General features: G+C 72.1%; 25 protein-coding genes. 14 read left to right on the top strand and 11 right to left on the bottom strand.

Annotated features, from left to right (window positions below; genetic code table 11):
• Nucleotides 1-148: 148 nt before the first annotated feature.
• Both NQO67_RS25430 and NQO67_RS25425 read left to right on the top strand, forming a co-directional pair.
• The gene (locus tag NQO67_RS25430; protein WP_374119106.1) at nt 149-1,120 is read left to right on the top strand and encodes a carbohydrate kinase family protein; all 972 of its coding nucleotides are present in this window, start codon (nt 149-151) and stop codon (nt 1,118-1,120) included.
• A gap of 124 nt (nt 1,121-1,244) precedes the next feature.
• Nucleotides 1,245-2,375 (top strand): magnesium and cobalt transport protein CorA, encoded by a 1,131-nt coding sequence (locus NQO67_RS25425; protein ID WP_255952568.1) that lies wholly within the window; start codon nt 1,245-1,247, stop codon nt 2,373-2,375.
• Nucleotides 2,376-2,469: 94 nt separating this feature from the next.
• Here the strand turns inward: NQO67_RS25425 and NQO67_RS25420 are convergent, their stop codons facing one another.
• The 3 genes from NQO67_RS25420 to NQO67_RS25410 form a co-directional block, all read right to left on the bottom strand.
• Nucleotides 2,470-2,892 carry a CBS domain-containing protein gene (locus NQO67_RS25420; protein WP_255952567.1) on the bottom strand — a complete coding sequence of 141 codons (423 nt, stop codon included), beginning with the start codon at nt 2,890-2,892 and terminating at the stop codon, nt 2,470-2,472.
• A 285-nt stretch (nt 2,893-3,177) separates the two neighbouring features.
• Nucleotides 3,178-4,176: a hypothetical protein gene (locus NQO67_RS25415; protein ID WP_255952566.1), complete on the bottom strand. Its 999-nt coding sequence runs from the start codon at nt 4,174-4,176 to the stop codon at nt 3,178-3,180.
• Between the two features lie 253 nt (nt 4,177-4,429).
• Complete coding sequence (locus NQO67_RS25410; RefSeq protein WP_255952703.1) at nt 4,430-5,095, bottom strand: nucleoside/nucleotide kinase family protein; 666 nt, start codon at nt 5,093-5,095, stop codon at nt 4,430-4,432.
• A 493-nt stretch (nt 5,096-5,588) separates the two neighbouring features.
• On the opposite strand from NQO67_RS25410, the gene NQO67_RS25405 reads away from it, so the two are divergent.
• Complete coding sequence (locus tag NQO67_RS25405; protein WP_255952565.1) at nt 5,589-7,076, top strand: glutamate synthase subunit beta; 1,488 nt, start codon at nt 5,589-5,591, stop codon at nt 7,074-7,076.
• Nucleotides 7,077-7,270: 194 nt separating this feature from the next.
• On the top strand, nt 7,271-8,701 hold the full coding sequence (pdxR, locus tag NQO67_RS25400; RefSeq protein ID WP_255952564.1) for a MocR-like pyridoxine biosynthesis transcription factor PdxR: 1,431 nt from the start codon (nt 7,271-7,273) through the stop codon (nt 8,699-8,701).
• 297 nt (nt 8,702-8,998) lie between these two features.
• Here the strand turns inward: pdxR and NQO67_RS25395 are convergent, their stop codons facing one another.
• Both NQO67_RS25395 and NQO67_RS25390 read right to left on the bottom strand, forming a co-directional pair.
• Nucleotides 8,999-9,253: a DUF397 domain-containing protein gene (locus tag NQO67_RS25395; RefSeq protein WP_255952563.1), complete on the bottom strand. Its 255-nt coding sequence runs from the start codon at nt 9,251-9,253 to the stop codon at nt 8,999-9,001.
• Complete coding sequence (locus tag NQO67_RS25390; protein WP_255952562.1) at nt 9,254-10,114, bottom strand: Sco1979 family transcriptional regulator; 861 nt, start codon at nt 10,112-10,114, stop codon at nt 9,254-9,256.
• A gap of 283 nt (nt 10,115-10,397) precedes the next feature.
• On the opposite strand from NQO67_RS25390, the gene NQO67_RS25385 reads away from it, so the two are divergent.
• From NQO67_RS25385 to NQO67_RS25375, 3 genes are all read left to right on the top strand, one after another.
• Entirely contained in the window at nt 10,398-10,874 is a 477-nt protein-coding gene (locus NQO67_RS25385; protein ID WP_255952561.1) for an ATP-binding protein, read from the top strand.
• Nucleotides 10,862-11,296, top strand: coding sequence for a hypothetical protein (locus NQO67_RS25380; protein WP_255952560.1), 435 nt, complete (start codon nt 10,862-10,864; stop codon nt 11,294-11,296). The genes NQO67_RS25385 and NQO67_RS25380 overlap by 13 nt, the downstream gene beginning before the upstream one ends.
• A 286-nt stretch (nt 11,297-11,582) precedes the next feature.
• Nucleotides 11,583-12,503: a trypsin-like serine peptidase gene (locus NQO67_RS25375; protein WP_255952559.1), complete on the top strand. Its 921-nt coding sequence runs from the start codon at nt 11,583-11,585 to the stop codon at nt 12,501-12,503.
• A 64-nt stretch (nt 12,504-12,567) separates the two neighbouring features.
• On the opposite strand, the gene NQO67_RS25370 is transcribed toward NQO67_RS25375, so the two are convergent.
• From NQO67_RS25370 to NQO67_RS25360, 3 genes are all read right to left on the bottom strand, one after another.
• Nucleotides 12,568-13,359, bottom strand: a complete 792-nt coding sequence (locus NQO67_RS25370) for a nucleotidyltransferase domain-containing protein (RefSeq protein WP_255952558.1) — start codon at nt 13,357-13,359, stop codon at nt 12,568-12,570.
• The gene (locus tag NQO67_RS25365) at nt 13,356-13,841 is read right to left on the bottom strand and encodes a hypothetical protein (protein ID WP_255952557.1); all 486 of its coding nucleotides are present in this window, start codon (nt 13,839-13,841) and stop codon (nt 13,356-13,358) included. The genes NQO67_RS25370 and NQO67_RS25365 overlap by 4 nt, the downstream gene beginning before the upstream one ends.
• A 211-nt stretch (nt 13,842-14,052) precedes the next feature.
• On the bottom strand, nt 14,053-15,072 hold the full coding sequence (locus NQO67_RS25360) for a LacI family DNA-binding transcriptional regulator (RefSeq protein WP_255952556.1): 1,020 nt from the start codon (nt 15,070-15,072) through the stop codon (nt 14,053-14,055).
• Nucleotides 15,073-15,509: 437 nt separating this feature from the next.
• Between NQO67_RS25360 and NQO67_RS25355 the strand changes: the two genes are divergently transcribed.
• The 5 genes from NQO67_RS25355 to NQO67_RS25335 all read left to right on the top strand — a co-directional run bounded on the left by NQO67_RS25355 (nt 15,510) and on the right by NQO67_RS25335 (nt 22,757).
• The gene (locus tag NQO67_RS25355; RefSeq protein ID WP_255952555.1) at nt 15,510-17,591 is read left to right on the top strand and encodes a glycoside hydrolase family 127 protein; all 2,082 of its coding nucleotides are present in this window, start codon (nt 15,510-15,512) and stop codon (nt 17,589-17,591) included.
• 83 nt (nt 17,592-17,674) lie between these two features.
• Nucleotides 17,675-18,919, top strand: a complete 1,245-nt coding sequence (locus NQO67_RS25350) for a sugar ABC transporter substrate-binding protein (protein WP_255952554.1) — start codon at nt 17,675-17,677, stop codon at nt 18,917-18,919.
• An 84-nt stretch (nt 18,920-19,003) separates the two neighbouring features.
• Nucleotides 19,004-19,981 (top strand): carbohydrate ABC transporter permease, encoded by a 978-nt coding sequence (locus tag NQO67_RS25345; RefSeq protein WP_255952553.1) that lies wholly within the window; start codon nt 19,004-19,006, stop codon nt 19,979-19,981.
• Nucleotides 19,982-20,064: 83 nt separating this feature from the next.
• Nucleotides 20,065-20,826 (top strand): carbohydrate ABC transporter permease, encoded by a 762-nt coding sequence (locus NQO67_RS25340; RefSeq protein WP_255952702.1) that lies wholly within the window; start codon nt 20,065-20,067, stop codon nt 20,824-20,826.
• Between the two features lie 155 nt (nt 20,827-20,981).
• Nucleotides 20,982-22,757, top strand: coding sequence for an RICIN domain-containing protein (locus NQO67_RS25335; RefSeq protein ID WP_255952552.1), 1,776 nt, complete (start codon nt 20,982-20,984; stop codon nt 22,755-22,757).
• A 160-nt stretch (nt 22,758-22,917) separates the two neighbouring features.
• Here the strand turns inward: NQO67_RS25335 and NQO67_RS25330 are convergent, their stop codons facing one another.
• Nucleotides 22,918-23,700 carry a uracil-DNA glycosylase gene (locus NQO67_RS25330; protein ID WP_255952551.1) on the bottom strand — a complete coding sequence of 261 codons (783 nt, stop codon included), beginning with the start codon at nt 23,698-23,700 and terminating at the stop codon, nt 22,918-22,920.
• Between the two features lie 111 nt (nt 23,701-23,811).
• Between NQO67_RS25330 and NQO67_RS25325 the strand changes: the two genes are divergently transcribed.
• Nucleotides 23,812-24,447 carry an RNA-binding S4 domain-containing protein gene (locus tag NQO67_RS25325; RefSeq protein WP_255952550.1) on the top strand — a complete coding sequence of 212 codons (636 nt, stop codon included), beginning with the start codon at nt 23,812-23,814 and terminating at the stop codon, nt 24,445-24,447.
• A 200-nt stretch (nt 24,448-24,647) separates the two neighbouring features.
• On the opposite strand, the gene NQO67_RS25320 is transcribed toward NQO67_RS25325, so the two are convergent.
• Together NQO67_RS25320 and NQO67_RS25315 are read right to left on the bottom strand one after the other, a co-directional pair.
• A complete protein-coding gene (locus NQO67_RS25320) occupies nt 24,648-25,154 on the bottom strand; it encodes a DoxX family protein (protein ID WP_255952549.1) in 507 nt (168 codons plus the stop codon).
• 243 nt (nt 25,155-25,397) lie between these two features.
• The gene (locus tag NQO67_RS25315) at nt 25,398-26,090 is read right to left on the bottom strand and encodes a class I SAM-dependent methyltransferase (protein ID WP_255952548.1); all 693 of its coding nucleotides are present in this window, start codon (nt 26,088-26,090) and stop codon (nt 25,398-25,400) included.
• A gap of 315 nt (nt 26,091-26,405) precedes the next feature.
• On the opposite strand from NQO67_RS25315, the gene NQO67_RS25310 reads away from it, so the two are divergent.
• The gene (locus NQO67_RS25310; protein WP_255952547.1) at nt 26,406-26,666 is read left to right on the top strand and encodes a DUF6343 family protein; all 261 of its coding nucleotides are present in this window, start codon (nt 26,406-26,408) and stop codon (nt 26,664-26,666) included.
• The last annotated feature ends 8 nt before the right edge of the window (nt 26,667-26,674 follow it).

Below are 26,674 nucleotides of genomic sequence, written 5' to 3'. Positions count from 1 at the left end.
CACGACGCGCCCGGCCGGCGCGGAGCGGGCGAGGGAAACGGGTGCCGTCCCGCGCCCCGTTGCGTCGCCCGACGGGCCGCGCGCCGACGATCACCTCAAGGAGCCGCACACCGACCGTTCCCCCAGGAGAGGCCTTCGCACCGACGGCCTGTTCAAGAAGGCGGCAGCGGGCGGCGCGCCCAAGGGCCTGCTGGTGGTCGGCGATGTCGTCACCGATGTGGTGGCCCGGCACCGCGGCGCCCTTGCCCGGGGCACCGACACGGCGGCCGAGGTGCGGATGCTGCCGGGCGGGGCCGGCGCCAATGCCGCCTGCTGGGCGGCGTACTGGGGATGTGCCGATGTGCGCCTGCTCGGCTGCGTCGGAGCGGAGTCCGTGGACTGGCACCGGCAGGCGCTCAGGTCGGCTGGGGTCGCGGCGCGGCTCGTCGTCGATCCCGAGGCGTCGACGGGCACGGTGATCTGCCTGGTCGACGTGGCGGACGGCGCCGAGCGGACCTTCCTCACCGACAGCGGCGCCTCCCTGCGGCTCTCCCCCACCGACTTCTCGCCGTCCCTGCTCGACGGGATCGCCCGGCTGCATCTGTCGGGTTACCTGCTGTTCTCCGACCCGGGCCGCGCGCTGGTCCGCACGGCGGTGGCGGCGGCACGGGCGCGCGAGGTGCCGGTGAGCGTGGATCCCGCGTCGGCGGGCTTCATACGGGAGCTGGGTGCCGCCCGCTTTCTGGCGCTGCTGGACGGCGTGGACGTACTGCTGCCCAGCCGTGACGAGGCCCAGCTGCTCACGGGGCTGCCCGACGCGGGCGAGGCGGCGGCGCGGCTGAGCCGTGCCTTCCCGCTGGTGGTGGCCAAGCAGGGGGCGGGCGGCGCCCTGGTGGCCCGCAACGGCAGCCTCCCTACGCAGGTCTCCGCGGTCGCCGTGCAACCGCAGGACTCGACGGGTGCCGGGGACGCCTTCACCGGCGCCTTCCTCGCGAGTCTGCTCGCGGGTGCGGACCCCGAGGAGGCGGCGGCGGAAGGCTGCCGCGCGGGCGCACAGGCCGTGGCCCGACTCGGCGGCAGGCCACCCCGCCGCGCGCCGTCGCCATCGGAACTGCCCGAGGTACCCGACCGCGCAGGGTGAGATCCCGGTACGGACCACAGGGCGGCAGTGCACCGTTCGTGAGGTTGTCCACAGGCCTCCGCGCGGATCAGCGCGGACTGGCAGACTGGCCCGCCGGCAGCACAGTCCAGGGCAAGGAGCAGACATGTCGATGGCGGGCAATCTGCGCAGGGTTCGACACCTCCGCGGGGTGAGCAGCCTGCGGAAAGTGGCACGTCTCACGCGGGGACGCAGCCACGCCGTCGACCTGAGTCATCCGGCACGCTCCCCACTCGGCTCCGCGGTGGTCAACTGCGTGACGTACCGCGGTGGCACCCGCCAGCCCGGCGGCAAGGGACTGCGGGAGGCGGTCGAGCGGGTCCGCAAGAGCGGTGACGGATTCGTCTGGCTGGGTCTCCACGAGCCGAGCGAGGCCGAGTTCGCTGAGGTGGCGGAGTTGTTCGGCCTGCACCCGCTCGCCGTGGAGGACGTCATCGACGCCCACCAGCGTCCGAAGGTGGAGCGGTACGGCGAGATCCTCTTCTCCGTCTTCAAGACGGTCTGCTACATCGAGCATGCGGAGCTGACCGCGACGAGCGAGGTGGTGGACACCGGCGAGATCATGGTCTTCATCGGCCCGGACTTCGTCGTCACGGTCCGACATGGCCGGCACGGCTCCCTGGGCCCGGTACGCGAGAGCCTGGAGGCCGACCGGAAGCAGCTCGCCAAGGGCCCCGCGGCCGTGCTGCACGCGATAGCGGACCACGTCGTCGACGAGTACCTGGCCGTGGTCGACGCCGTCCGGGACGACATCGACCAGGTCGAGACCGATGTCTTCGCGCCGAACGGAGCGCGCACCGACCCGGGCCGCATCTACCAGCTCAAGCGGGAGCTGCTGGAGCTCAAGCACGCCGTGCTGCCGCTCGGCAGGCCGCTACGGATGCTCGCGACGGAGCCGCTGCGCATGATCGACCTGGAGACCCGGGCGTACTTCCGCGACGTCGACGACCATCTGACGCGTGCCATCGAGCAGACCGCGTCCTTCGACGACCTGCTCAACTCGATCTTGCAGGCCCATCTGGCACAGGTGACCGTCGCGCAGAACGAGGACATGCGCAAGATCACCGCTTGGGCCGCGGTGATCGCGGTGCCCACGATGGTCTGCGGCGTCTACGGCATGAACTTCCATCACATGCCGCTCCTGCGCTGGAGGTTCGGCTATCCGCTGGTGATGGTGGTGATCGCGATAGCCTGCTGCCTGCTGTACCGGGGGTTCCGGCGCAACGGATGGCTGTGACGGCGGCGCGGGGCGCATGACGTTGCCGGCGGCCGCCGGCGCCCGAGGCGCGGCGACCGTCGAAGCAGTCAGCCGACCGTCCTGATCGGTCGCGTCAGCGTCCCGCGTACACGTTGCTGGCCCACTGGGCGAGTTGGTCCTCCGGAAGATGGGTCGCGAGGTCGGCCTCGCTGATCATGCCGACGAGGCGCTTGTGCTCGTCGATCACCGGAAGCCGGCGGATCTGGTGACCCTGCATCTCCTGGAGTACATCGCTGATGTCGGCGTCCGCAGGGATCCACCGCGGGGTGCCCTTGGCCATGTCACCTGCCGTGGTCCGGGCTGGATCGTGCCCGGCGGCGACGCAGCCCACCACGATGTCACGGTCGGTGAGGATGCCCATCAGGCGCTCGTTGGTGTCGCTGATGGGAAGCGCGCCCACATCGAGCTCGCGCATCAACTGTGCGGCCCGGTCCAGGCTTTCGGTGGCGGGGATCCACTGGGCGCCACGGTGCATGATGTCTCCGGCGGTGGTCATGTATTACCTCCCCTTGCCGGACGGCCGGCGCGGCGCGGGACGCGTCGCTGAGTCCCGGCTCCCTTCATTGTGGCGGCCGGGGGGTCGTTCGTCAGTCGGTCACGGGCCGGTAGTCCGATGACGTATCCACCGGCCCGTGACCGTCTTGTCGGGCGAATACCCCGCATGGCCGTCGGGGCATGGGGCACCCGCCACCTGTGTGGTGTGCCCCGCTGAGATGCATGCGCGGTGGAGCAGCCGTCCACCACTACGCCCGGGGGGCTCACGGCTCGATGCGGTCCGCCCTCATCGCCCGCTCGTCGTCCCGTCCCCGCAGCCGACGCGCTCGCTGCTCAGGGCGATGTCGTCGAGCCGGACGTCGTACCCGGCCGGCGTGGGGTTCCCCTGGTAGAGCTGCCAGCCCAGCTTGACGGTGTGGAACGTCGGGAAGACGAAGTCGACGGGGTTGCCGCCGTGGTGGGTGGTGTCGACGGTGAGGTCCGACTTCGGCTCTCCGTCGATCCAGACCGAGATCCGGTTGTCGGTGGCGTCCATCTGCCACTCCACGCACTGCCAGGCGCCCGCCTGGGCAGGGACCGACCGCTGCCAGGCCGTCCAGTCCCCGGTCGGACCACCGTCGGAGCCCACGCCCCACAGATCGGTGCCCGCGTCGGGCACGTACTGGCCGCCGAGCGGACGGATGTAGCCCGCGCCGTCGCCGGTGGCCTCGACGATCGTCCAGTGCGCCCAGTCCGGGGCGGTGGGGAAGGCGCCGACGCGCAGCCGGACTCGTCCCCAGAAGCTGTTGCCGGGCGCCGTGAAGTTGTCGACCTGTAGGAACGCGCTGCCGTTCCCTTGTGTCCCGATGTGCAGGTCGTTGCCCCCGGAGGCGACAGGTTCCACGGTGAGGGTGCCGTTGTTGGCGACGGTGCCCCAGGCGGAGCTCTGGGCGGTGCCGGGCGCCAGGGCGTCGAAGTCCTCGCAGAACAGCAGCGAGGTGCCGGCACAGCCGGACCGGGGTACCGACGGGTGGCCCGGCCGGTGCGTGTGGTCTCCGCCGGCGGCTCCCCAGGCGGCAGGCGCGGTGGCGACGAGCAACAGCGCGGCGACACCGGCGAGCAGCGGGCTTCTCCCACGGGCGGCGGAAGCCTCGGCCCACGCCGCGAAGGGCTTCGGCGAGCGGGCGGGAGCCACTCCCGCGGGCCGGACGACGGACGGCAACGGCGCTGGTGCGGCCGGCCGGAACGACGGCATCACGAGCCGCCGGAAGGAATGCACAACGGACCGCATGAAGGACGGACTCATGACAGATGGTCTCCTGATCCTGTCGCCCGCCCCGGCTTACGGTCACAAGAAACGCTCTTGACGCGTACGCGCCAGAGGTCATGATATCGGCGCACCCTCGGCCCGCGTCCAGGCCGCCCTCCGTTCGCTCCCTCCCCATTCCCGCATCCCACCGCTCCTCGACGCCCCCGCCAGGCCCGTACCGGCTGCCCGGCCGCGCAGCCCGGTCCGGGTCCGGGTCCACCCCCTCCCCCACCAGGGCTCGGGCTCCGGCCTATCCCCCACCGCCGTCCCCGCCCCACCCCGTCCACGCCGGGCGCCGCGGGTCGTCCGCGCGCACCAGCACATCGGCCGTGCCCGACGGGTCCGCCTCGGCCTCGTACCGTTCGAAGGCGGGCAGGGTCCAGTGCGCACCGCTGGGCGTGCGCCGGCGCAGGGCGGACGATGAGAGCTGCACGTGGACCGTCCGGTCGAACGGGAACCAGTGGTGCAGCAGCAGCGGCCCGTGCAGCAGGAGCAGCCCGCCGGGCGGCAGCGTGACGCGCGGGCTGCGGGTCGCCCGGTCCGTATCGGGGTCCCACAGGTCGGGCAGCACCCGTCCGTCGCCTCCCGGCTCCAGTGGCCCGAACACCTCCCGCCACAGCGCACCGGTGTCGAACCATCCCGCGTAGTAGGCGTCGACGTCCTCCCGGCCGTGCTCCAGACGGAGCGAGGCGGGCCGCAGAAACCCCTCGACGTCGACGGTGCAGGCCGGCCGACCGCGCAACCGCAGCGCCCCGGCGACCCGCTCGGCCAGTTCGCCCGGCCGCGCCGCCGGCGCACCGTCGAAGGCGATCCGCGGCCAGCTGCCGCCGTCCTCGGGCCGTACGTCGGCCAGCCGCTCGGCGAGCAGGTCACCGAGCCGTTCCCAGGTGATCGCTTCCAGTCGCACCCGCCCCATGATGCCCGGAGGCCGACCGTGACCCGAACCGGCGTCCGCCCGTACCCGCCCCTTCCTGGCGACCCGGCACGCCACCGCATCCGCTCCTGTGGGCCCTCCGGTGCCGGCCCCCCTCGGGCGTACCGTGGAGAAAACGCCCGATATGCGGTCATATCCGCTACGACCGCATGGACCGTGCGGACACCGAGGCCCCGTACCTCTGCCCCCGATGCCGCCGCTCCCGGACCAGCAGATCACCCGGGCCACCCCGGCGGGCGAGGCCGGCCGGCCAGGTCAGGCACGCCACCCGGACCGTCCACGACCCTCAGGACCGTCCACAGGATCAAGGCCAGCCGGGCAGCCGAAGCAAGCGGGCAGGCGGGCAGGCGGGCACCACCGAGGCACGCCAGGTGCACGACGAGACCGCCGAGGCTCGTGGGCCACCGGGGGCACCGGCGCCTCCGGACGCGGTCGGCTCGCACGGTCACGGGCCACGCTGCCAGGAGAGTCGATCATGGCCGACCCCATGGGCTTCCTCCGGACCCCGCGCCAGGACCGGCCGCGTCGCCCCGTCGAGGAGCGGGTGCGCGACTGGGACGAGGTGTACGAGCCCGGTGAACTGCTGCCGATCGTCCGAGCACAGGCCGGGCGGTGCATGGACTGCGGGATCCCGTTCTGCCACCAGGCCTGTCCGCTCGGCAACCTCATTCCGGAGTGGAACGAACTGGTCGCCCGAGGCGACTGGCGGGCCGCAGCGGAGCGCCTGCACGCCACCAACAACTTCCCCGAGTTCACCGGCCGGCTGTGCCCGGCACCGTGCGAACCGGGCTGTGTGCTGGCCATCAACCAGCCCGCCGTGACCATCAAGAACGTGGAGGTGGCCATCGCCGACCAGGCCTGGGCGCAGGGCTACGCGCCGCCGCAGCCCCCGGACCGGCTCACCGGCCGGACCGTCGCGGTGGTCGGCTCGGGTCCCGCAGGGCTCGCCGCCGCCCAGCAGCTGACCCGGGCCGGGCACACGGTCGCCGTGTACGAGCGCGACGACCGGCCGGGCGGGCTGCTGCGGTACGGCATCCCGTCGTTCAAGATGGAGAAGCACCACCTGGACCGGCGCCTGGCGCAGATGCGCGCGGAAGGCACCAAGTTCCGCACCGCCACGGCCGTGGGCCGGGACCTGGGCGCACGGGAGCTGTGCGCGCGCTACGACGCGGTGGTCCTGGCGATGGGTGCCACCTCCTGGCGGGAGCTGCCGGTGCCGGGACGCGAGCTGGCCGGCATCCACCAGGCGATGGAGTACCTACCGCTGGCCAATCATGTGCAGGAGGGCGACCTGGACGTCTCGCCGCTGTGCGCGGCCGGACGGGACGTAGTGATCATCGGTGGTGGCGACACGGGTGCGGACTGCCTGGGGACGGCGATCCGCGACGGTGCCCGGTCGGTGACCCAGCTCGACATCTACGCGCAGCCGGGTGTCGAGCGGGACGAGGCCGCCGAGCCCTGGCCGACGTATCCGAAGATCTACCGGATGGAGGCCGCGCACGAGGAGGCGCGCGAGTTGCGCACCGCGCCGGCCGCGGACCTGGACGCGCGGCTGTTCGCGGCGTCCACGTTGCGGTTCACGGGCGACGAGGCGGAACGGGTGCGTGCGGTGCACCTGGTGGAGGTCGACGCCGAGCGCCGGCCCCAGCCGGGCACGGACCGCGAACTCCCCGCCGACCTGGTGCTCCTGGCGCTGGGCTTCTCGGGGCCCGACCGCGCCGACGGCATCGTCGACCAGCTGGACCTCGCCCTCGACGAACGCGGCACGATCGCCCGCGATCGGGAGTTCGCCACCTCCGCGCCGGGCGTCTTCGTCACCGGTGACGCGGCACGCGGCCCGTCGCTGATCGTCTGGGCCATAGCCGAGGGCCGCGCCGCCGCCTCGGCGGTGGACCGGGAGCTGACGGGCGCGAGGCGGCTTCCCGCACCGATCGGTCCGTACGACCGCCCCATGACGGCATGACCGCCCACATACCGCCCATACACCGCCCATATGGCGTGGCCGACGGCGTGGTGTCGGAGCCCGTCACGGGGAGCGCGCACACGTACGACGTGCGCCGCGCTCGCAGGGGGCGCACCACGGCGCACTCAGCGCCCAAGGTGGTGCGTTCAGGGGCGCGTAAGACCCTTGAAAGACCACCACATACTGTGCGGGTCATGACCGACTCGTGGGTCAATTACGCGGAACGTCTCGGTTCCGACCTGCATATCGAGCTGGCGGACCCCCGCGGCAAGGGGGGACGTCGCGCCGCGCTCATCCACTCGTTGCGGGACGCCGTGCGCACCGGGCGGCTCGCGCCGGGCACCAGGCTGCCGCCGTACCGTTCCCTCGCCGCCGACCTCGGCATGGCGCGCAACACCGTCGCCGACGCCTACGCAGAGCTCATCGCGGAGGGCTGGCTCACCGCGCGGCAAGGCTCCGGCACCCGGGTCGCCGAGCGGGCCGAACCGCTGGCCGACCGCCCATCCGGGGCCGGGGGCGGCCCTGCCCCGACCCACCGCCCCCGGCACGACCTACGGCCGGGCAGCCCGGATACGGCCTCCTTCCCGCGCGCCGCATGGCTCACCTCGTACCGCCGTGCACTGAACGCCGCGCCCCACGACGCCTTCGGCCCCGGTGACCCCCAGGGGCGCATCGAACTGCGCGAGGCGCTCGCGGAGTATCTGGCCCGCGTACGGGGGGTGCGTGCAGATGCGGGTCGCATCGTGATCTGTTCCGGTTTCAGCCATGCGCTGCGGCTGCTCTTCGGGATGCCCGGGTCGGAGGTGCTGCGCGGCCCGCTCGCCGTCGAGTCCTACGGCCTGGCCCACCACCGCATGCTGCTGAGGACCGCGGGGGTACGCAGTCGGCCGCTGCCGGTGGACGAGCACGGCGCACAGGTGGCCACGCTGGCGATGGAGCGCGCGGTGCTGCTGACCCCCGCGCACCAGTTCCCGATCGGCGGCCCGTTGCACCCGGAGCGCCGGTCGGCCGTCGTGGACTGGGCCCGCACCCATGACTCCCTGGTCCTGGAGGACGACTACGACGGCGAGTTCCGCTACGACCGCAGGCCGATCGGCGCCGTGCAGGGCCTGGACCCGGAGCGGGTGATCCATGTCGGCACGGTCAGCAAGAGCCTGTCACCGGCGCTCCGGATCGGTTGGATGGTGCTGCCCGTGCGGCTGGTCGACGCGGTGCTGGCGGTCAAGGGCGAGCGGGAGATGTGGACGAACCTCACGGACCAGTTGGCGCTCGCGGACTTCATCGAGTCGGGCCGCTACGACCGTCATGTGCGGCGCATGCGGCAGCGCTACCGGCGCCGCCGCGATCAGCTCGTCGGCGCGCTCGCCGCGCGCACCCCGCATGTCGCGGTGACCGGCATCGCGGCCGGGCTGCACGCGGTACTGCGGCTGCCGCCGGGTACCGAACGGCCGACCCTGCTGGCCGCGCAGCACCGCGGCCTGGCCCTGTCGGGGCTCGCCGACTTCCGCCACCCCGCGGCCACCGGGCCGGCACCCGACGGCCTCGTCGTGGGCTATGCGACCCCGCCCGAGCACGCCTACGAGGCCGCCCTGGACGCACTCTGCGCGACCCTGCCACCGGCCTGAGCCGGCCGGAACCGACCCCGCTGAGGGGCAAAGCAGCATCTCCCGAGGGCAGAGCAGCGAGAACAACGCACCTCAAGGAGAAACACAAACAACAGGAGAAACACAACGACAGGGAAAACAGAACGACAAACAACGATCGTGATCATTAATTCACTGACGGTGACGACGCTCTGCCGTACGCCATCGCGACGCGTTACCCGTCACCGTCAGCCCGTGGCCGGCCGCTTTCCGTAGCCGACCGTTTTCTGCATCCGCACCCTTTCAGGGGCGCCGGGATGCGAGCCGTTCAGGGCCCGTTCAGGACAACAGGAAATCCGCGACGCCGGCCTTGGCGCCCAGGATGAACGCGGTGATTTCGCCGACGGTGTAAATGAGTGCAGGACCGTCCGGATCGGCGGATTGGCGGACTGCGACCCTGCCGTCGGCGAGTTTCATCGCTTCCAGGCAATTTCCGCCGTTGCCGCCGCTCCAGGGCTTGTGCCAGCCCTCGGTCCCCAGATCCCTGGATGGCATTCCGTTGTATATGGGGGTGCGGTTGGGGGGCTGATGCATTCACAACTCCTTGCGGAGATCCCTCAGGAGCTCCTTTGTGCGATGTGCTGTGGCGGCATGCGCCGCCATGCGGTCCATGACCTCGAGATGGGTTGCCACCTCATGGCGCGCGTCGAGATAGACGGCACCGGTCAGGTACTCGCTGTAAACCATGTCGGGGAGTTCCGGCACGGGAAATCGGAACAGCACGAAGGGCCCATACGTGCCGGGGTGAGGTCCCGACGCGAACTGGGCAACCTGAATCGTCACATTGGGCAGTTTCGATGCCTCCAACAGGCGGTCGATCTGCCCCCGCATCACATCTGCATCCCCCACCGGCCTGCGCAGGGCGGTCTCGTCCATGACGGCCCAGAGCCGCGGGGCGTTCTCACGAGCGAGCAACGCCTGCCGCTGCATGCGCAGCGCCACATGCCGCTCGATGTCCTCGGGCCGGGTCTGGCCGATCGCACCGGACTGGAGCACGGCGCGGGCGTAGCCCTCGGTCTGCAACAGGCCCGGCACGAAATGGGGTTCATACGACCGGATGAGGCTGGCCGCACCTTCCAGGCTGACGTACATCGAGAACCAGCCGGGAAGGATGTCGTGGAACCGCTGCCACCAACCTGGCTTGTTGGCCTCCTCGGCGAGCTTGACGAAGGCCCCCGCCTCGTCGTCGCCGACGCCGTACGCCTGGAGCAGCATCTGCACGTAGGGGATCTTGAAGGCGACCTCGGCCATCTCGATGCGCCGGATGGTGGCAGGGGCGACACGCAGCACACCCGCGGCCTCCTCGCGCTTGAGGCCGGCGCGTTCACGCAGGTCCTGTAGGCGCCTGCCCAGGACGACCTGCCCAACCGTCGGTGCGGACCGCGGCTCGCTCACGTCCCACCTCCACCTAGTCAGCTCTTCAGGTCAGGCCCACCTGCATCCGCGCCGGCCGCCGGAGCGGTCCGGAGGCCCGTGAGCAGACCGGGATCGCCCACGCGTGCGGGCTGCTGCGAGCAGTGTGCCATGGGCTTTCGCACAGACACAGTGCACTCTGCAATTTTCAGAGTGCCACTTGCCAAGTGTTCACGGCGGGGAGATAGTGGCAAGCGTGACTCCGCCCGCGTCGACCAGAGCAGCAGCCCCCCACTCCGGCACCGGTAGTGATACCGCCGGGGCGGTGCGTCCGGTGGGCATCGACGTCAACCCGCGCCGCCTACGGTTCGGCCTGGTTGCCGAGCCCTGCGCGGCGGCACAGGCCAGGCGGATGACACGGACCTGGCTGACGGCCTGGCAGGTGTCCGACGAAACCTGCGACTCGGCGGCCCTGGTGGTGTCGGAGCTGGTCACCAACGCCATCGTGCACACCTCGTCGCGGCAGATCGTGTGCGAGCTGTCCGACGAGACGGACCGGGTGCGCATCACGGTGGGCGACGAGGGATGCACATCGGACGCGCCCCCTTGCCGCTCGGCCGAACGTGACGGCGAGGAGCACGGCCGGGGGCTGCTCCTCGTGGCGGCCGTGTGCAGCGCCTGGGGCGCCCAGGAATGGGGCTCGGGCCTCCAGGTGTGGGCGGAGCTGCCGTGTACGGCGGACCATCGAACGGGGATCGAAGCGGACACCGTCCGCGGAACGGGGGCCGAATGGGTGTCATGACACCGTCCCTGCTGAGCCTTGACACGCTCGTCGGCCTCTCACGCAGAAGCCGGCCACGGGAGTCGGCCCCGGCCCGGCTGATCATGCCGGAGGGCATGACCGCCCCGCTCGGCTACGACGCCGTAGCCCTCCCCGCCGTCTACGGTCGCCGCGTCCTCGACCGGCTGCCCCGGGTCGGCTGCATCTACGGCGACGGGGCCTCCTGGTGGTGGATCGTGCCGTCCGACTCGGACGTGGCCCTGGAATGGCCCGCTCCCGCGCGGTACGCCACCGGCGCACTCGTCCAGGACGCACGCCGCCCGCCGCACCTGGTCCACCGCCCGGACGGGACCGTGCCGTACACCCCGCCGATCCCGCTCTACTTGGCACTGTGCCGCCTCACGGGGGTCACACCCGCGTGGTCGAGTGCGTTGTCGGCGTGACGCCCGCCCACGCGCCGTGCCGTCACCGTTGCCCCGGCCGCGGTAACAGCTGATCGGAAGCAATCCTTCCGCACCGCGAGCCACTGTCCGCCGGGCACCGCCGGCGAGTCGCGCTCTGCCGGATGGCCGTCTTACCGCTGGTGACGGGCCGTTCGGGCGCGATGGAGTTCGGAGTCTTCCTTCGTACCGTTGTCCTGCGCCGCCGCGCCGTAAAGAATGCGCATGACAAATGCGGGCCAACAGCACCGCATCCACAGGGAAACACGGACCGAAGAGGACCCCCCACATGAAAAGACCTCTCGTCGGCGCATTCTGCACCCTGCTGCTGCTCGGCGCCGGGGCCGCCCCCGCGTTCGCCACCAGCCCGTCCGGCGACCTGAGCCGGGTTGCGGACGGCGTCGGGAAGTCCGCGAGCGCGACCGCCCCGGCGCACACCCGCGCGAAGGACGCCCACCACCCCACCGTCCGCGCGGTCGACTTCGCCGGCACCGTGGGGCTCAGCAACTGCTCGGGATCGCTGATCCGGATGCCGAACTCGCAACCCACCGACCCGGCCCTGGTGCTGACCAACGGTCACTGCCTCGAGACCGGATTCCCCGACCCCGGTGAGGTCATAGTCGACCAGTCCTCCACCCGCACCTTCCAGCTGCTCGACGCGAACGCCGACTCCGTGGCGACCCTCAGGGCGAGCAAGGTGGCGTACTCGACGATGACCGACACGGACATCACGCTGTACCAGCTCACCAGCACCTACCAGCAGATCGCCGACCAGACCGGCATCCAGCCGCTCGACCTGTCCGACCAGCACCCCACGGCCGGTACCGCGATCACCGTCGTCTCCGGCTACTGGCAGGAGACCTACAGCTGCGACATCGACGGTTTCGTGTACCGGCTGAAGGAGGGCGACTGGACCTGGAAGGACTCCGTCCGCTACACCCCGGAGTGCGAGACCATCGGCGGCACCTCGGGCTCCCCGGTCGTCGACGACGCCACCGGCCAGGTCATCGCCGTCAACAACACCGGTAACGAGGACGGCCAGCAGTGCACCGTCAACAACCCCTGTGAGGTCGACGAGAGCGGCAACGTCACCGTTCACCAGGGCACCAACTACGCCGAGGAGACGTACATCATCCCGGCCTGCGTCGGTACCGGGAACAAGATCGACCTGACCGCTGAGGGCTGCACGCTGCCGAAGCCGTCGGCGTAGCGGCACCACCTTTTGCGCCTTGGCGCCTTTCGGGGGCGCGTCCTTGTCAGGGCGCGCCCCCGTGCTAGTCCGGCAGCGCGGCGCGGAATCGGGCCGTCACGTCGTCGACCGCCTTGACCAGCGTGTCGGTGGCGGTGTCCAGGCGGGCCAGGACGGCGTCGACGTCGCGGAGTCCGGCCCGTTCCAGGAGCCGTTTCTCGTTGGTCACCCAGGTGCCGCGTGCGGCGAGCACCGCGTGGGCGGTCTGCATGGCGGCGATGGCGATGGCGCCCGCGACCTCGGTGAGCCCTCCGCGGGGCGCATTGTTGTGCTTGGCGTAGTGCAGGGTCGTGTCCGCCCGACCGCGCCACACCTCCGGCGCGGTGCGCCGCAGCGCTTCCGGATAGCCGTCCGGGCGCGGCGCCTGCCCGTGCAGGACGCGGTTGACGGCGAGTTCCGCGACGACGAGATAGCTCGGGATGCCGGCCAGATGGAACATCAGCGGCTCGATGTGGAAGCGCCCGGCCCGCGCCTCGGCGAGCTCGTGCTCGACGACGTCGAGATCGCGGTAGTGCACATCGACGCGGCGGCCGTCGATCGTCAGCCAGGCGCCGCCGTTGAACACGCCGCCGCCCCATCCGCCGAGGTCGGACACCTCGCCCGGCCAGCCCAGCGCACGCAGCGTGTCCGGGTCGAAGGTGCCGCGGTAGTAGACGGCGAGGTCCCAGTCGCTGTCCGGTCTGGGGCCGCCGCCCGGATCGTCGCCGCCCTGCCCGGGAGCACCCTGGGCGCGGGAGCCGCCGAGCGCGACGGCCTGCACGGCGGGCAGAGCGGCGAGCCGGTCGGCGACGTGCGCGAGGAACGCGTCGTCGTTCATCGCGGCGGCTGCTGGGGCGGCGGACCGGTGTGGTGGTGGTGCGTGGCGCCGATCGAACCGGCCTGGATCACGGTGCCGTGCGAGCCCCCGGTCATCGTGTTGTACGTGTAGGTGATGTTGCCCCCGTCCTGCGGGGCGGACGGGGTCAGCTCGTCGAGCACGGAGCGCAGTTCGGCCGCCAGCGTCGGATCCGCTTCCAGGGTGCGGCGCAACCGGCTGCGCCACTCGGCCTGGACGTCGGCCACGGTCTCCTCGTCGCCCGAGTCGCGGGCGGCGAGCAACTGCTCGCGTGCGGCGTCCAGCTCTCCCTCGGCCTCCCGTACGGCCTCGTCCGCGCCGTCGGTCTCCCCCTCCGCGCTGCCGCGCCGGCGTGCGACCACCCGGGCCAGCAGCCCGCGTGCCCGCTCCCAGCCGTCGCCGACCATCCGCTGCACCAGCGCCGTCGCGCCCGCTGCGGCCAGCGTCGCCAACTCCGCTTCCATGGCCCCCTCCTGAGCATGTCGTGGCACGTCACCTGGAAGCTCCCACGGTAGCGGGCCGCACGACGGGACGCCCCGCTCCCACGCGCGTCGCGGTCGCCCCGCCTCGCCCCGCACGTCTCACATCAGCTCGCCGTGCTGCGGCGTCCGCGTCGCGTCGACGCAGACATCTCCGTCGCCGGGCCCACGCCCCGCCGCCGACCCGGCCCCGGCCTCAGCTGGACTCCCGCACCACCAGCCGGCACGGCACCGTGTGCAACCCGGGCACCGGCCCCGTGTCGATGGCCTCCAGCAGCCGCAGTGCGGCGATCCGGCCGATCTCCGCGAGGTTCATGTCGATCGTGGTGAGCGGCGGCCGGCTGGCCAGGGCCATGGTGTCCCAGTTGTCGTAGCCCACGACGGCGATGTCCCCCGGCACGCTCACGCCGCGCTCCCGCAGCGCATCCGTGACGCCCCGCGCGACCTGGTCGTTGCCGCAGAAGAAGGCGTCCGTGTCCGGTGCGGTCCGCAGCACGGCGCCGGCGGCCCGGCGGCCCCAGGCCTCGCTCCACTCGCCGAAGTGCACCCGTCCGGTGGCCAGGGTGAGCGAGGCGCGCTCCAGGTGCTGGACCGCGTGCCGGGCGCGGTCGCGCGCGGCCGCATGGTGTTCCGGGCCCGTGACGTGCGCGATCCGGGTGTGCCCCGTGGCCAGCAGATGCTCGACGGCGAGGTGGGCGCCGGCCTGGTCGTCGGAGATCACGGAGGTGTCGGCCGGGTCGGTGGAGGGCGAGAACGCGTAGACGATCGGGATCGGGTCGACGCCGTTCAGCGGGGGGCGGGGATCCATGCGGCGGCCGGTGACGATGATGCCGTCGACCCGGCGGTCCATCAGGTTGCGCAGATGGTGCTGCTCCCGGAGGGCGTCACCTCGGGTGTCGCAGAGCAGTACGGAGATCTTGCCCAGGCCGAGCGCGTCTTCGGCGCCGAGCAGGACGGGGGTGCTGAACCGGCCGATGCCGTCCGTGGTCATCAGCCCGACCGTCCAGCTCCGGCCGGTGTGCAGGCTTCGCGCATGCTGGTTGGGCCGGAACCCGAGGGCTTCCACGGCGTCCAGGACCCGTTGCCGGGTCTCGGGGCGCATCCGGCCACTGCCGTTCAGTGCCTTCGATGCCGTGCCCACACTGACCCCCGCCAGCGCGGCGACGTCCGTCAGTCTGGCCCGGCCGAAGGGGGGAGAACCTGGCGCAACGCTCACGAGCAATCCTTTTCTCTGACTTTCCCTGCGTCGCCCTCGACGTCGCCCTCGATTGTCCTCCTCGGCGCCGCCGCTGCCCCGGCGACCGCTTCATCGTCGCAGCCGGCGCGGACGAGGACCAGACCCCGGGCCACCACCTGGGCTCCGCACCACCTGAGCATCCGGCAACTAGCGGGAAAACAGAGAATCTTGCGTCATCACCCTTGACCCCGCCTACCCCGCTCCTCTGTACTCTCAGGGCAGGAAAACCTTTGCGCAAACCGCGACCCGCTGTGCCACGACACCCACGGCAACCGCCATGTCGCGCCCCGTCACACCGCGCCACCCCACGCTCCACCGCGCCCGCCACGCCTGGTCGCGCCGGTCGCGCCGGTCGCGCGCACCCGGGCGACCGGCCGCCGCCGGCCCCGTTCCCTCCCCCACTCCTCGGAGAGGTCATGCCCCGCACACGCCCCGAGTCGTCCGCCACGGGTCCGGTCCGCCTCGGCCCGGATGCCCGCACCGCGCTGCGTCCGGCCGGCGCCGGCATCGACGCGGGCTTCTGGCACACCCGACGCGAAGTCAACGCCCGCACGTCCATTCCGCAGGGCCCCGACCTGCTGGAGGCCGCGGGCAACCTGCACAACCTGCGGCTGGCCGCGGGCACCACCAAGGGCGAGTACCAGGGCGCCTACCCGTTCGTCGACACCGACGTCTACAAGTGGCTGGAGGCCGCCTGCTGGCAGCTCGCCCAGCAGCCCTCCCTCGCGAGCGACCCCACGCCCGAGGATCCCGGCGCGGATTCCGGCGCCGATCCCGGGCCCGGGGGGCTCGCCGCCGACGTCGACCGGATCATCGCCCTGGTCGCCGACGCCCAACGGCCGGACGGGTACCTCAACACCTGGTTCCAGGTGCGCAAGGGCGACCAGCGCTACCAGGACCTGCGCTGGGGACACGAGTTGTACTGCGCGGGGCACCTGATCCAGGCGGCCGTGGCACACCACCGTGCCACCGGCGGCACCGCACTGCTCGATGTCGCACGGCGCTTCGCCGACCACATCGACACGGTCTTCGGCGCGCCCGGCAGCGGCCGGCCCATCGACGGCATCGACGGCCATCCCGAGGTCGAGACCGCCCTGGTGGAGCTGTACCGGGAGACCGGCGAGCGGCGTTACCTGGACCTCGCCGGCTACTTCGTCGAGCGGCACGGCCACGGTCTGCTCGGCGGCGAGGCCTACTGCCAGGACCGGGTGCCGTTGCGCGCGGCCGCCACCGTCGAGGGCCACGCCGTCCGCCAGCTCTACCTGCTGGCCGCCGCGACGGACCTGGCCACCGAGACCGCGGACGCCGAACTGCGCGCCGTCACGGAGCGGTTGTGGCACGCGATGACCTCGACCAAGACCCATCTGACCGGCGGGGTCGGCGCCCACCACGACGAAGAGGACTTCGGCGACCCGTACGAGCTGCCCAACGAGCGCGCCTACTGCGAGACCTGCGCCGCCATCGCCTCGATCCAGTGGAGCTGGCGCATGGCCCTGCTCACCGGCGAGGCCCGCTACTCCGACCTGATCGAACGCACCCTGTACAACGGCTTCCTCGCGGGCGTCTCGCTGGACGGCGAGCGCTGGCTGTACGTCAACCCGCTCCAGGTCAGGGACGGCCACACCGACCACGGCGGCGACCAGTCGGCCCGCCGCACCCGCTGGTTCCGCTGCGCCTGCTGCCCGCCGAACGTCATGCGGCTGCTGGCCGGCCTGGAGCACTACGTGTGCACCACGGACGCCGACGGGCGGGGCCTGCGGATCCACCAGTACGTCACCGGGCGCCACACCGGACACATCGAGGGCGCGGACGGCGGCCCGGTCGTGGTGCGGGCCGAGACGGACTACCCGTGGGACGGCACGATCACCCTGACCGTCGAGGAGGCTCCGGGGGACGCACCGTGGACCCTGTCGCTGCGCGTCCCCCAGTGGTGCCGCAGCTACCGGGTGCGGTGCGACACCCGGCCCGACCACCGGCCCGACCACCGGCACGACCGCCATGACCAGGACGACGCTCCCGCCGCCGACGGCTGGCTGCGGCTGGAACGCACCTGGGCGCCCGGCGACAAGGTCGTCCTGGAACTCGACCTCGCTCCGCGGCTCACCGCGGCGGACCCGCGCGTGGACGCGGTACGCGGCTGTGTGGCGATCGAACGCGGTCCGCTCGTGTACTGCCTGGAACAGGTGGACCACCCGGGCGGCGGGCTCGACGACATCGTCCTCGACACCGCGCACGGCCTGACCCTGCGGCACCGTCCCGACCTGCTCGGCGGCGTCACCACCGTGCTGGCCACGGGTCATCGCCGCAGCGCGCCGGCCGGCGGCTGGTGGCCCTACCGCACCGTCGAAGCCGCAGGCGGCACCGTCGAAGCCGTCGACCCCGCACCGCCGACCGGCGGGCCCGCCCCCGGGGAGCCCGTCGAGCTGACCGCGATCCCCTACTACGCCTGGGCCAACCGGCGCTCCGGCAGCATGCGCGTCTGGCTGCCCACCTCCTGACCCGCCCCGTTCCGCGCTCCCCGGCCCTCGAAGGCCCCGGTCCGCCCCCTCAGCCACCACCCGCCGACAGCGAGGTCGCTCCCGTGAAACACCCACGCCGTACCCTGATCGCCGCCCTCGCAGCCGTGGGCACGCTCGTGTCCGTCGCCGCCTGCTCCGGCGGCTCCGGCTCCGCCTCGTCGGGCTCGTCCTCGACGTACACCTTCTGGGACCCGTATCCGCAGCTCGACGCCGGCTCGGAGTGGGGCAAGCGGGTCACGTCGTGCGGCCGGACGGCCGGCGTGACGCTCAAGCGCACCGCGTACGACACCACGGACCTGGGCAACAAGGCGCTGCTCGCCGCCCAGCAGGGCAACGCCCCCGACGTGATGCTGGTGGACAACCCGGTGGTGTCCACGATGGTGGAGGCCGGGATCCTCACCAAGACCGGCGAACTCGGCCTGGACACGGCGTCGTTCCAGAAGAACATCATCGGCGCCGGCACGCTCGACGGCGCGGCCTACGGGATCCCGGTCGGCGCCAACACGCTCGCCCTCTACTACAACAAGAAGATCCTGGCGGCCGCCCACGTCGACCCCGCCTCGGTGAAGGACTGGAGCTCCCTGACGGCGGCGCTGGCCAAGGTCGAAGCGACCGGCAAGAAGGGCATCACCTTCTCCGCCATCAACACCGAGGAGGGCAGCTTCCAGTTCCTCCCGTGGTTCTGGGGCGCCGGCGGCGACCTCACCAAGCTGGACTCGGCACAGGGCGTGGCCGCCCTGTCGCTGTGGAAGCAGTGGGTCGACAAGGGGTATGCGCCCAAAGACGTCCTGAACAACACCCAGACCACCACCTGGCAGGAGTTCGCCACCGGCAGCTACGCCTTCGGCGAGAACGGCACCTGGCAGCTCGGCAACGCCGAGAAGGCGGGCTTCCCGTACGGGGTCATCAACATCCCGGCCCAGCACGGGGGCGCGGCGCCGGTTCCGACCGGTGGCGAGTTCGTCACCGTGCCCGTCCAGCAGGACACCGGGCGCTACGACGTCAGCAAGAAGATCGTCACCTGTCTGACCAGCTCGAAGAGCCTGCTGGCCACCGACACGACGCTGATGTACGTGGGCCCCACCAAGTCCGTGCAGAGCCGGCAGACCAAGGCTGACCCGAAGCTCGTGCCGTGGGTGAAGGCGGTGGCCGCCGCGCGCGGTCGCACCAGCGGCGGCCTGGGCACCAGGTACCCGACCATCTCGCAGCCGATGTGGAACGCCGTGCAGGCGGCCCTGTCCGGCGGCAAGAGCCCCAAGGACGCCCTCACCACGGCACAGCAGACCGCCGCCAAGGGCAAGGGCTGACGCCCCGGCCCGGTCACCGGTGCGTGGCCGCGGCACACGCCCGCGGCGCGCCCCGGACACCGCCATCCGCACTCAGGAGTTCGCATGACCCTCGCCAGAGTCGCGCACCCGCGGCGACCGCCGGCCGTGCCCGGGGCGGCCGGCGCCGACGGCCGGCGCGACGCCCCGCAGCCGCGCCGCCGGCTCCAGCCGGGCCGGCTGACCGCGCTGGCCTTCCTCGCCCCGCTCGTGTGCTACCTCGCCGCGTTCTACGTCTACCCGCTCTACCGCAACCTCGATCTGAGCCTGCGGCACTACACCGTACGGTCGTTCGTGGCGGGCGACGCGCCGTTCTCCGGGTGGGACAACTTCTCCCAGGTGCTGCACGACCCGTCGTTCGCGCCGGCGATGCGCAACACGATGGTCTTCACGTTCGTCTCGATCGCGTTCCAGTACACGGCCGGGCTGGCCCTCGCGGTCTTCTTCAACCGGCACTTCCGGCTCGCCGCCACGCTCAGGGCGCTGTTCCTCGTCCCGTGGCTGCTGCCGCTCATCGTGTCGGCGTCGACCTGGTCATGGATGTTCAACAGCGAGTCCGGGGTGGTCAACTACGCCCTGCACCTGGTGGGCGTGGCACCGGTCGGCTGGCTCACCTCGCCGCACTGGGCCCTGGTCTCGGTCATCATCGCCAACATCTGGATCGGCATCCCGTTCAACCTGGTCATCCTCTACAGCGGCCTCCAGAACATCCCCGCGGAGCTGTACGAGGCGGCGGCACTGGACGGCGCCGACGGCTGGCAGCGGTTCCGGCGGATCACGTTCCCGCTGCTGCGGCCGGTGTCGGCGATCACCCTGCTGCTGGGGCTGGTCTACACGCTCAAGGTGTTCGACCTGATCTGGATCATGACCAGAGGGGGTCCGGGAGACTCCTCGTCGACCCTGGCGACCTGGTCCTACCGGCTCGGCTTCGGGACCCTGCTGCCCCAGTTCGGGCCGGGCGCCGCGGTCGGCAACATCCTCATCCTCATCGCCCTCGTCTTCGGGCTGCTGTACATCCGCGTCCAGAGGAGGTCGGCACCGTGAGACCACGTGGCACCGCCCGGGTCCCCCGGGGCGTTCGGCGCTCGCGCCGCACCACCGTCCTGGGAGTGGTGCTCACCGCGCTGATGCTGTTCCCGGTGTACTGGATGCTGAACGTGTCCCTCACCCCGCAGCAGGACATGCGCAAGTCCCCGCCCGACCTGCTGCCGCTGCACCCGACGTTCGAGGGGTACCGGGCCGTCCTGCACGACCAGGTGCCGTACCTGGGCACCAGCCTGCTCATCGGCCTGGGCACCGTCGCCGTCACCCTCGTGCTGGCCGCGCCGGCCGGTTTCGCGCTGGCGAAGCTGCGCCCGCACGGCACCGGCGTGCTCGGCCTGGCGCTGCTGATCGCCCAGATGATCCCCGGTGTCGTCATGGCGATGGGCTGCTACGGGATCTTCCTCGACCTCGGCCTGCTGAACTTCTGGTGGGGCCTGATCATCGCCGACTCCACGATCGCCGTGCCGTTCGGCGTGATGATCTTCACGGCGTTCATGGCGGGCATCCCGGACGAACTCACCGCGGCCGCCCGCATCGACGGCGCCGGCGCCTGGCGCACCTTCTGGTCGGTCGTCCTGCCGGTGAGCCGCAACGCCGTCGTCACCGTCTCGCTCTTCAGCTTCCTGTGGGCCTGGTCCGACTTCGTCTTCGCCAGCACGCTCGACGGCGGCGGCGAGCTCCGCCCGATCACCCTGGGCCTCTACCGCTACATCGGCAACAACAACCAGGAATGGAACGCGATCATGGCCACGGCCGTCGTCGCCTCCATCCCCACGGCCGTCCTGCTCGTCCTGGCACAGCGCTACGTGGCCGCCGGCGTGACCGCGGGCGCCGTCAAGGACTGACACGCGTGCACCCGCACCCGCACCCGCACCCGCATCCGCACGCACCAGCACCAGCACCAGCACCAGCACCAGCACCAGCACCAGCACCAGCACCAGCACCAGCACCAGCACATGAGACTCCGTCCTTATCCGTCCCCGTCAGGAGAACTCCTGCCATGAATCGCCCGATAACCCTCGATCCCGGACGTCACCGGCGTCGACCGTCCGGCCGTCTGGCCGCCACGCTCGGGACGGCCGCCCTGGTCGCGGCCACCGCCGGCCTCACCACCGCGCCCGCGCACGCCGACTCGCTCGCCGCCACCACCCTGGTCGTCGACGCGAGCCGGACCCTGCACCCGGTCGCCCATGCGGCCAGCGGTGGCCTGTACGGTCTCGCCGACGCGAGCACCCCCTCGGACAGCCTGGTCAGCGCGTTGAAGCCGAACACCTTCGTGCAGATGGCACCGGGCGGCTCGCAGCTCCCCAACGGCGAGCCCAAGCCCGCGGGCGATGCGCTGGTGGTGGCGTCGAAGGCGGCCAGGGCCGGCGCCAAGGTGGTCGTGCGGATGCCGGACTGGTATCCCAACTTCCCTTACAAATGGGTGAGTTGGAGCGACTGGTTGTCCGCCGTCGACAAGCAGGTCACCGCCGTCAAGTCCTCCGGGGCCGGCAACATCAGCGCCTACGAGCCCTGGAACGAGCCCGACTGGACCTGGAACTCGGCCGCGGGAAGCTTCAACGACGGCTGGGCCAGGACCGTCAAGCAGATCCGGACCAAGGACACCTCCACCCCCACCCAGGGCCCCAGCTACTCCTCCTGGAACCAGAGCGCGATGCAGCAGTTCCTCAGCGCCGCCAAGGCCAGTGGCACCCTGCCCGACATCGTCTCCTGGCACGAGCTCGGGGGCAGCCAGAACATCGCCTCGCACGTCGCCGCCTACCGCTCGCTGGAGAGCAGCCTCGGCATCAGCGCGCGCCCGATCTCCATCGAGGAGTACGGCACGACCAGCGAGGTCGGCGTGCCCGGCCCCCTGGTGAGCTATGTCGCCAAGTTCGAACGGGCCGGTGTGCACGACGCCGAACTCGCCTTCTGGAACCACTACGGCACCCTCGGCGACACCCTCACCGACACCGGCGGCTCGCCCAACGGCTCCTACTGGCTGTACAAGTGGTACGGCGACATGTCCGGGAACATGCTCACCACCACCCCGCCGGCCCAGACCGGTATCGACGGCGCCGCCGCGCTGAGCAGCGACGGCAAGCAGGTCAGCGTCATCTTCGGCGGGGGCAGCGGCTCGTCGGCGGTGACCGTGAACGGCCTCGGCTCCCTGTCGGCCTTCGGCAGCACGGTGCACGTCAAGCTGGAGTACACGCCGTCGAAGGGCCGGACCACCGCCGTCTCCGGCCCGCTGACCGTCTCCGAAAGCGACTACGCCGTCTCGAACGGTTCCGTCACCGTGCCGGTGACGACCAACGCCACCGACGGCTACCACCTGGTGATCACCCCCGGCGGCTCCGGCACCTCGCTGGCCGGCACCTACCAGGTCACCAACAAGAACAGCGGCATGGCACTGGACACCCAGAACGCCGGCACCGCGCAGGGCACCGCCGTCGTCCAGGCCGCCGCCGGCAGCGGCAGCAGCCAGACGTGGACGCTGACCTCAGCGGGCTCCGGCCTCTACAAGATCGTCAACAAGGCGAGCGGTCTGCTGCTGGGCATCACGGACGCCAGCACCAGCGCCGGTGCCACCGCGCTGATCTGGGGCGACAACGGCACCAACGACCACCTGTGGCAACCGATCTCGGCCGGCAGCGGCTACTACAAGCTCGCCAACTACAACAGCGGTCTCCTGCTGGGCGTCACCGACATGAGCACCGCCACCGGCGCCCGGGTCCTCCAGTGGGACGACAACGGCACCGACGACCACCTGTGGAAGCTGACCTCCCGCTGAACCCTCTCCACGGGTCCGCCTCCACGGGTCCGTCTCCAGGGGCTGGTCCTTCCCGTCCCAGGCTCCCGCACCCACCTGCCCGGGCAGGTGGGTGCGGGAGCCTTCGCGTGCACGGGCCGGTGATCCGGACCGGCGCCGCCGACCAGGCCCGCGAGGTGGGTCAGGACAGGCCGGCGGTGCGGGCCGCGTCCGTCAGGACCGCGCGGAGCATGGCCGGGGTCAGCCGGCCGGTGAACGTGTTGCGCTGGCTGACGTGGAAGCAGCCGAACAGGTCCAGCGGCGGCCCGTCGTCCCTCGCGTCCAGGGTCACCCGGGCACCGTGCGCGAAGGCCGGACGCGGCCGCGGCACCGTCCAGGCCACCGCGTTCAGCGCGGGCAGGGTCGCCTGCCATCCGAAGGCCCCCAGGACGACGACGGCACGCAGCGACGGCCGCAGCAGCCGCAGCTCGGCCGCCAGCCAGGACCGGCAGGTGTCCCGTTCCGTCGGCGTGGGCTTGTTGGCGGGCGGGGCGCAGTGCACGGGAGAGGTGATGCGTACACCGTGCAGGGTCAGGCCGTCGTCGACGCTGACCGCGCGGGGGCTGGAGGCCAGGCCCACGGCGTGCAGGGCGGCGAACAGCACATCGCCCGAGCTGTCCCCGGTGAACATCCGACCGGTCCGGTTCCCGCCGTGCGCGGCGGGTGCGAGGCCGACGATCAGCAACGGGGCGTCGGGCGGCCCGAAACCGGGCACCGGGCGCCCCCAGTAGGTCCAGTCCGCATAGGCGGCCCGCTTCGTCCGGGCGACCTCCTCGCGCCATGCGACGAGCCGGGGACATGCCCGGCAGTCGGCGATACGGGCGTCCAGCTCCTGGAGCGATGCCGGGGAACCGGAGGCGGCCGGCGCGCCGGCGCCGGTGGGGGGCACGGCGTGGGAGTCGGCGGAGGCTGCCAGGGGGTCCATGCCCCCACGGTACGGGCAAACCGGGAGCCGGGCCCGCCCCGGCGCCGGGTGCGACACCGCGCGGACGGAAAGCGTTCGGGGTCGGCGCGACCGGGCGGCTAAGGTCGAGACATGGCTTCAGAGGCTTCGAGCGAGACGGTGGCGGCACGGACGCCATCGACGACGGGGACCGTGGCGACCTCGGCCGCCGCGGATGCAGGGACGACGGACGCGGCCGGCGAGCAGCCGGTGCCGAACGCATCGGGCGGCGGGTCGGCGGCGGACCCGAAGCGTGCCGCCGCGGCCAAGATGGCCGCCGACGCGGAGACGTCAGGGCCCGTGCGGGTGGACAGCTGGATCTGGTCGGTACGCCTGGTGAAGTCGCGTTCGATGGCCGCCGACGCCTGCCGCGGCGGGCATGTGCGGGTGAACGGCGAGCGGGTGAAGCCGGCGTACAACGTCCGCTCGGGCGACGAGGTGCGGCTGCGCCAGGCGGGCCGGGAGCGGATCGTGGTGGTCAAGCGGGTCATCCGCAAGCGCGTCGGCGCGCCGGTCGCCGCGCTCTGCTACATCGACAACAGCCCGCCGCCGCCACCGCGCGAGGCGGTCGCGCCGGCCGGGGTGCGCGATCGCGGCGCCGGCCGCCCGACGAAGCGCGACCGCCGCGAGATGGAACGCCTGCGGAGCGTGGGCGGGCCGGCGGGACCGGGTGCGCCGGGCAGGCTCGGCGGGACGGGCGGGTCGGGCGGATCCGGCCGCGGCCGGTAGCGCTCCGCAGCCGGTGGCCGGCGACGCACGGTAGCCGTTGACACGCGCGGTGCGCACGGTGCGCACGAGGTGCGCGGCGCGGGCGAGGTTCACGCAAGGGTATGCGCGGCCGTGTACCCCCGTGGTACGCGGCCGCGCGTACGTGCCTTGCCGTGGTCCGCCCCGGGTGGGGCTCCCGGGTTTCCCGGGCCTCCGGTGGGTTACCGGCGGAACCGCAGCAGCCGCAGCAACTCCGCCGTCCGGTGCCGTCGTGCCCAGGCGATCAGCGCGAGGGGGACGACGAGGAGGGCGGGGGTCGCCGCGTTCTGCCCGTCGAAGGCGGTGAGCTGGGTGATGAAGGCACCGATCATCAGCGCGATCAGGGCCACCGCGGACACCGCGGAGAGCACCGGGATCATCAGGGCTATGCCGCCGGCGAGCTCCAGCGCGCCGATGGTGTACATCGCGCCGCTTCCCCACCCGAGGTCATGGAACGACTGGACCGCGGACGGGTGCGCGATCAGCTTGGGCAGCGCGCTGGCACCCGCGTAGAACAGGCCCAGCACGACTTGCAGGGCATACAGCGCGATGTGCGCGCGGCGCCCGGGTCGGGCCGCGCCGGCTTCGGAGGCGCTGGCGCTGGCGGCGGAAGTGGCCTTGGCGTGGGTGCCAGTGCTCTCCGACGCGGGAGTCGTGGGTACGGCGGCAACGGCGGGCGTGTCGGACACGGTGGTCTCCTCGGTGCGGTGGGGACGTCACGGGCGCCGCGGGCATCGATCACCCGCGGCTGTGGTGCGAAAGCCCACGGCACGGAGCGCCCGTCCCCCGGAGGTCCGCCGAAGCGGCCGGGAGTCCCGTCGGCTTTCACGGATACAGACCGGCCCGCTCGCCGCAACTCATCGCTGTCCGCGCACTTTTCTCACCGGCCCGTTCGCCACGCGGCTGCCGCCGCCGGGGGACCCTGCCGGGTGTCAGGCGGCCGCCACGGCCCGTACCCATGTCCGGTCGTCCGTCAGGTACCGGTCGACCTTCAGTCCGGCCTCCGCCAGCGCCTCGTCGAAGGCGGCGTCGGTCAGCGGGCGGGAGAGGAACGTCTGGGTCCAGGTGACGTCGGGGAACAGGTACTCGGCCAGCACGGAGTTCACCCCGTCGCCGGCCGGTGTCGCGGAGACGATCCGCGCGGTGTATCCACTCGGGTCGACCCGCTCGCGCGGCAGGTCGGTGTGCCAGCCGGCGCCCTCGCGCTGGATGAGTACGCAGCCGTCGGCGGCGACGTGGCGGCGGCAGGTGGCGAGCAGGCCGCGGCGCACGTCGGGGTCTCCGGCATGCACCAGGAACGAGCCGAGCATGACCACGTCGAACGTCTCGCCCAGGTCCAGCCTCTCGATGGGTGAGAGGACCGTGCGCGCACCGCGGACGTGCTCCAGCATCTCGGCGGATTCGTCCACCGCGGTCACCGTGAAGCCCCGCTCGACCAGGGGATGCGTGACCCGCCCTACTCCGCTGCCGAGCTCCAGGATGCGGGCGCCGGCCGGCACGGCACCGGCGATGACGTCCGGCTCGCTGCCGGCGGACAGCCGCGCGTACAGCTCCACCGCACAGCCGTCCGGCGTGATCGCACCGGGTCCCGTGCCCTTGTACCCCTTACGCGTGACGCTGCTCATGACGCCGACCGCCCCCTGTTCGTAGGCCTTGCTGGACAAAGCCCTGCCCGGCCGCCGCACGCTCGTCGCGTCGCGTCGCTGCGACCTCACCACCCCTTTCAACGGCCGGCCCCCGTCCACGGTTCCTCCCGGCGAGTCCGCCGTTTCCGCTCTCGGCGCCGGCGCCGCACACTGGAACGAAGGGAGCAGGAGAACGCAGGCCGGAACGGTCGTGCACCATCGCGTTCCGCGTGGTGGCAGGGCCACTTTCGACGTGACGGGGCGGGGCGGTACCGCGCTCCTGGGTGGTGGAGTGGCGTGAGGAGGGTGATCGTGATGCGGACGGGCAGTGAGCCGATGACCGCGCGCAGCCCGCTGCGGATGCGCTTCTGGCTGAGCATCTGGGGCCTGATCTGGACCACCGGCGGCACCGTGGCGTTCGCGCTGACCGGGCGTGCGGAGTGGGCCACCGCGTGCGCGGTGCTCTGGCTGATCGTCGTCGTGGATCTGGTGATGATCGTGCGGCACATCCGCCAGGGGCCGCACTTCCAGCCGGGCCCGGACGTCCCGCCCTACCAGCCGCCGTCGAGCCGCTGACCGGGCAC

This window comes from Streptomyces odontomachi (assembly GCF_024435355.1).
GTDB classification, from domain to species: Bacteria; Actinomycetota; Actinomycetes; order Streptomycetales; family Streptomycetaceae; genus Streptomyces; species Streptomyces odontomachi.
Note: the sequence above shows the minus strand (reverse complement) of the source record. Positions and strands in the feature narration are given on the sequence as shown.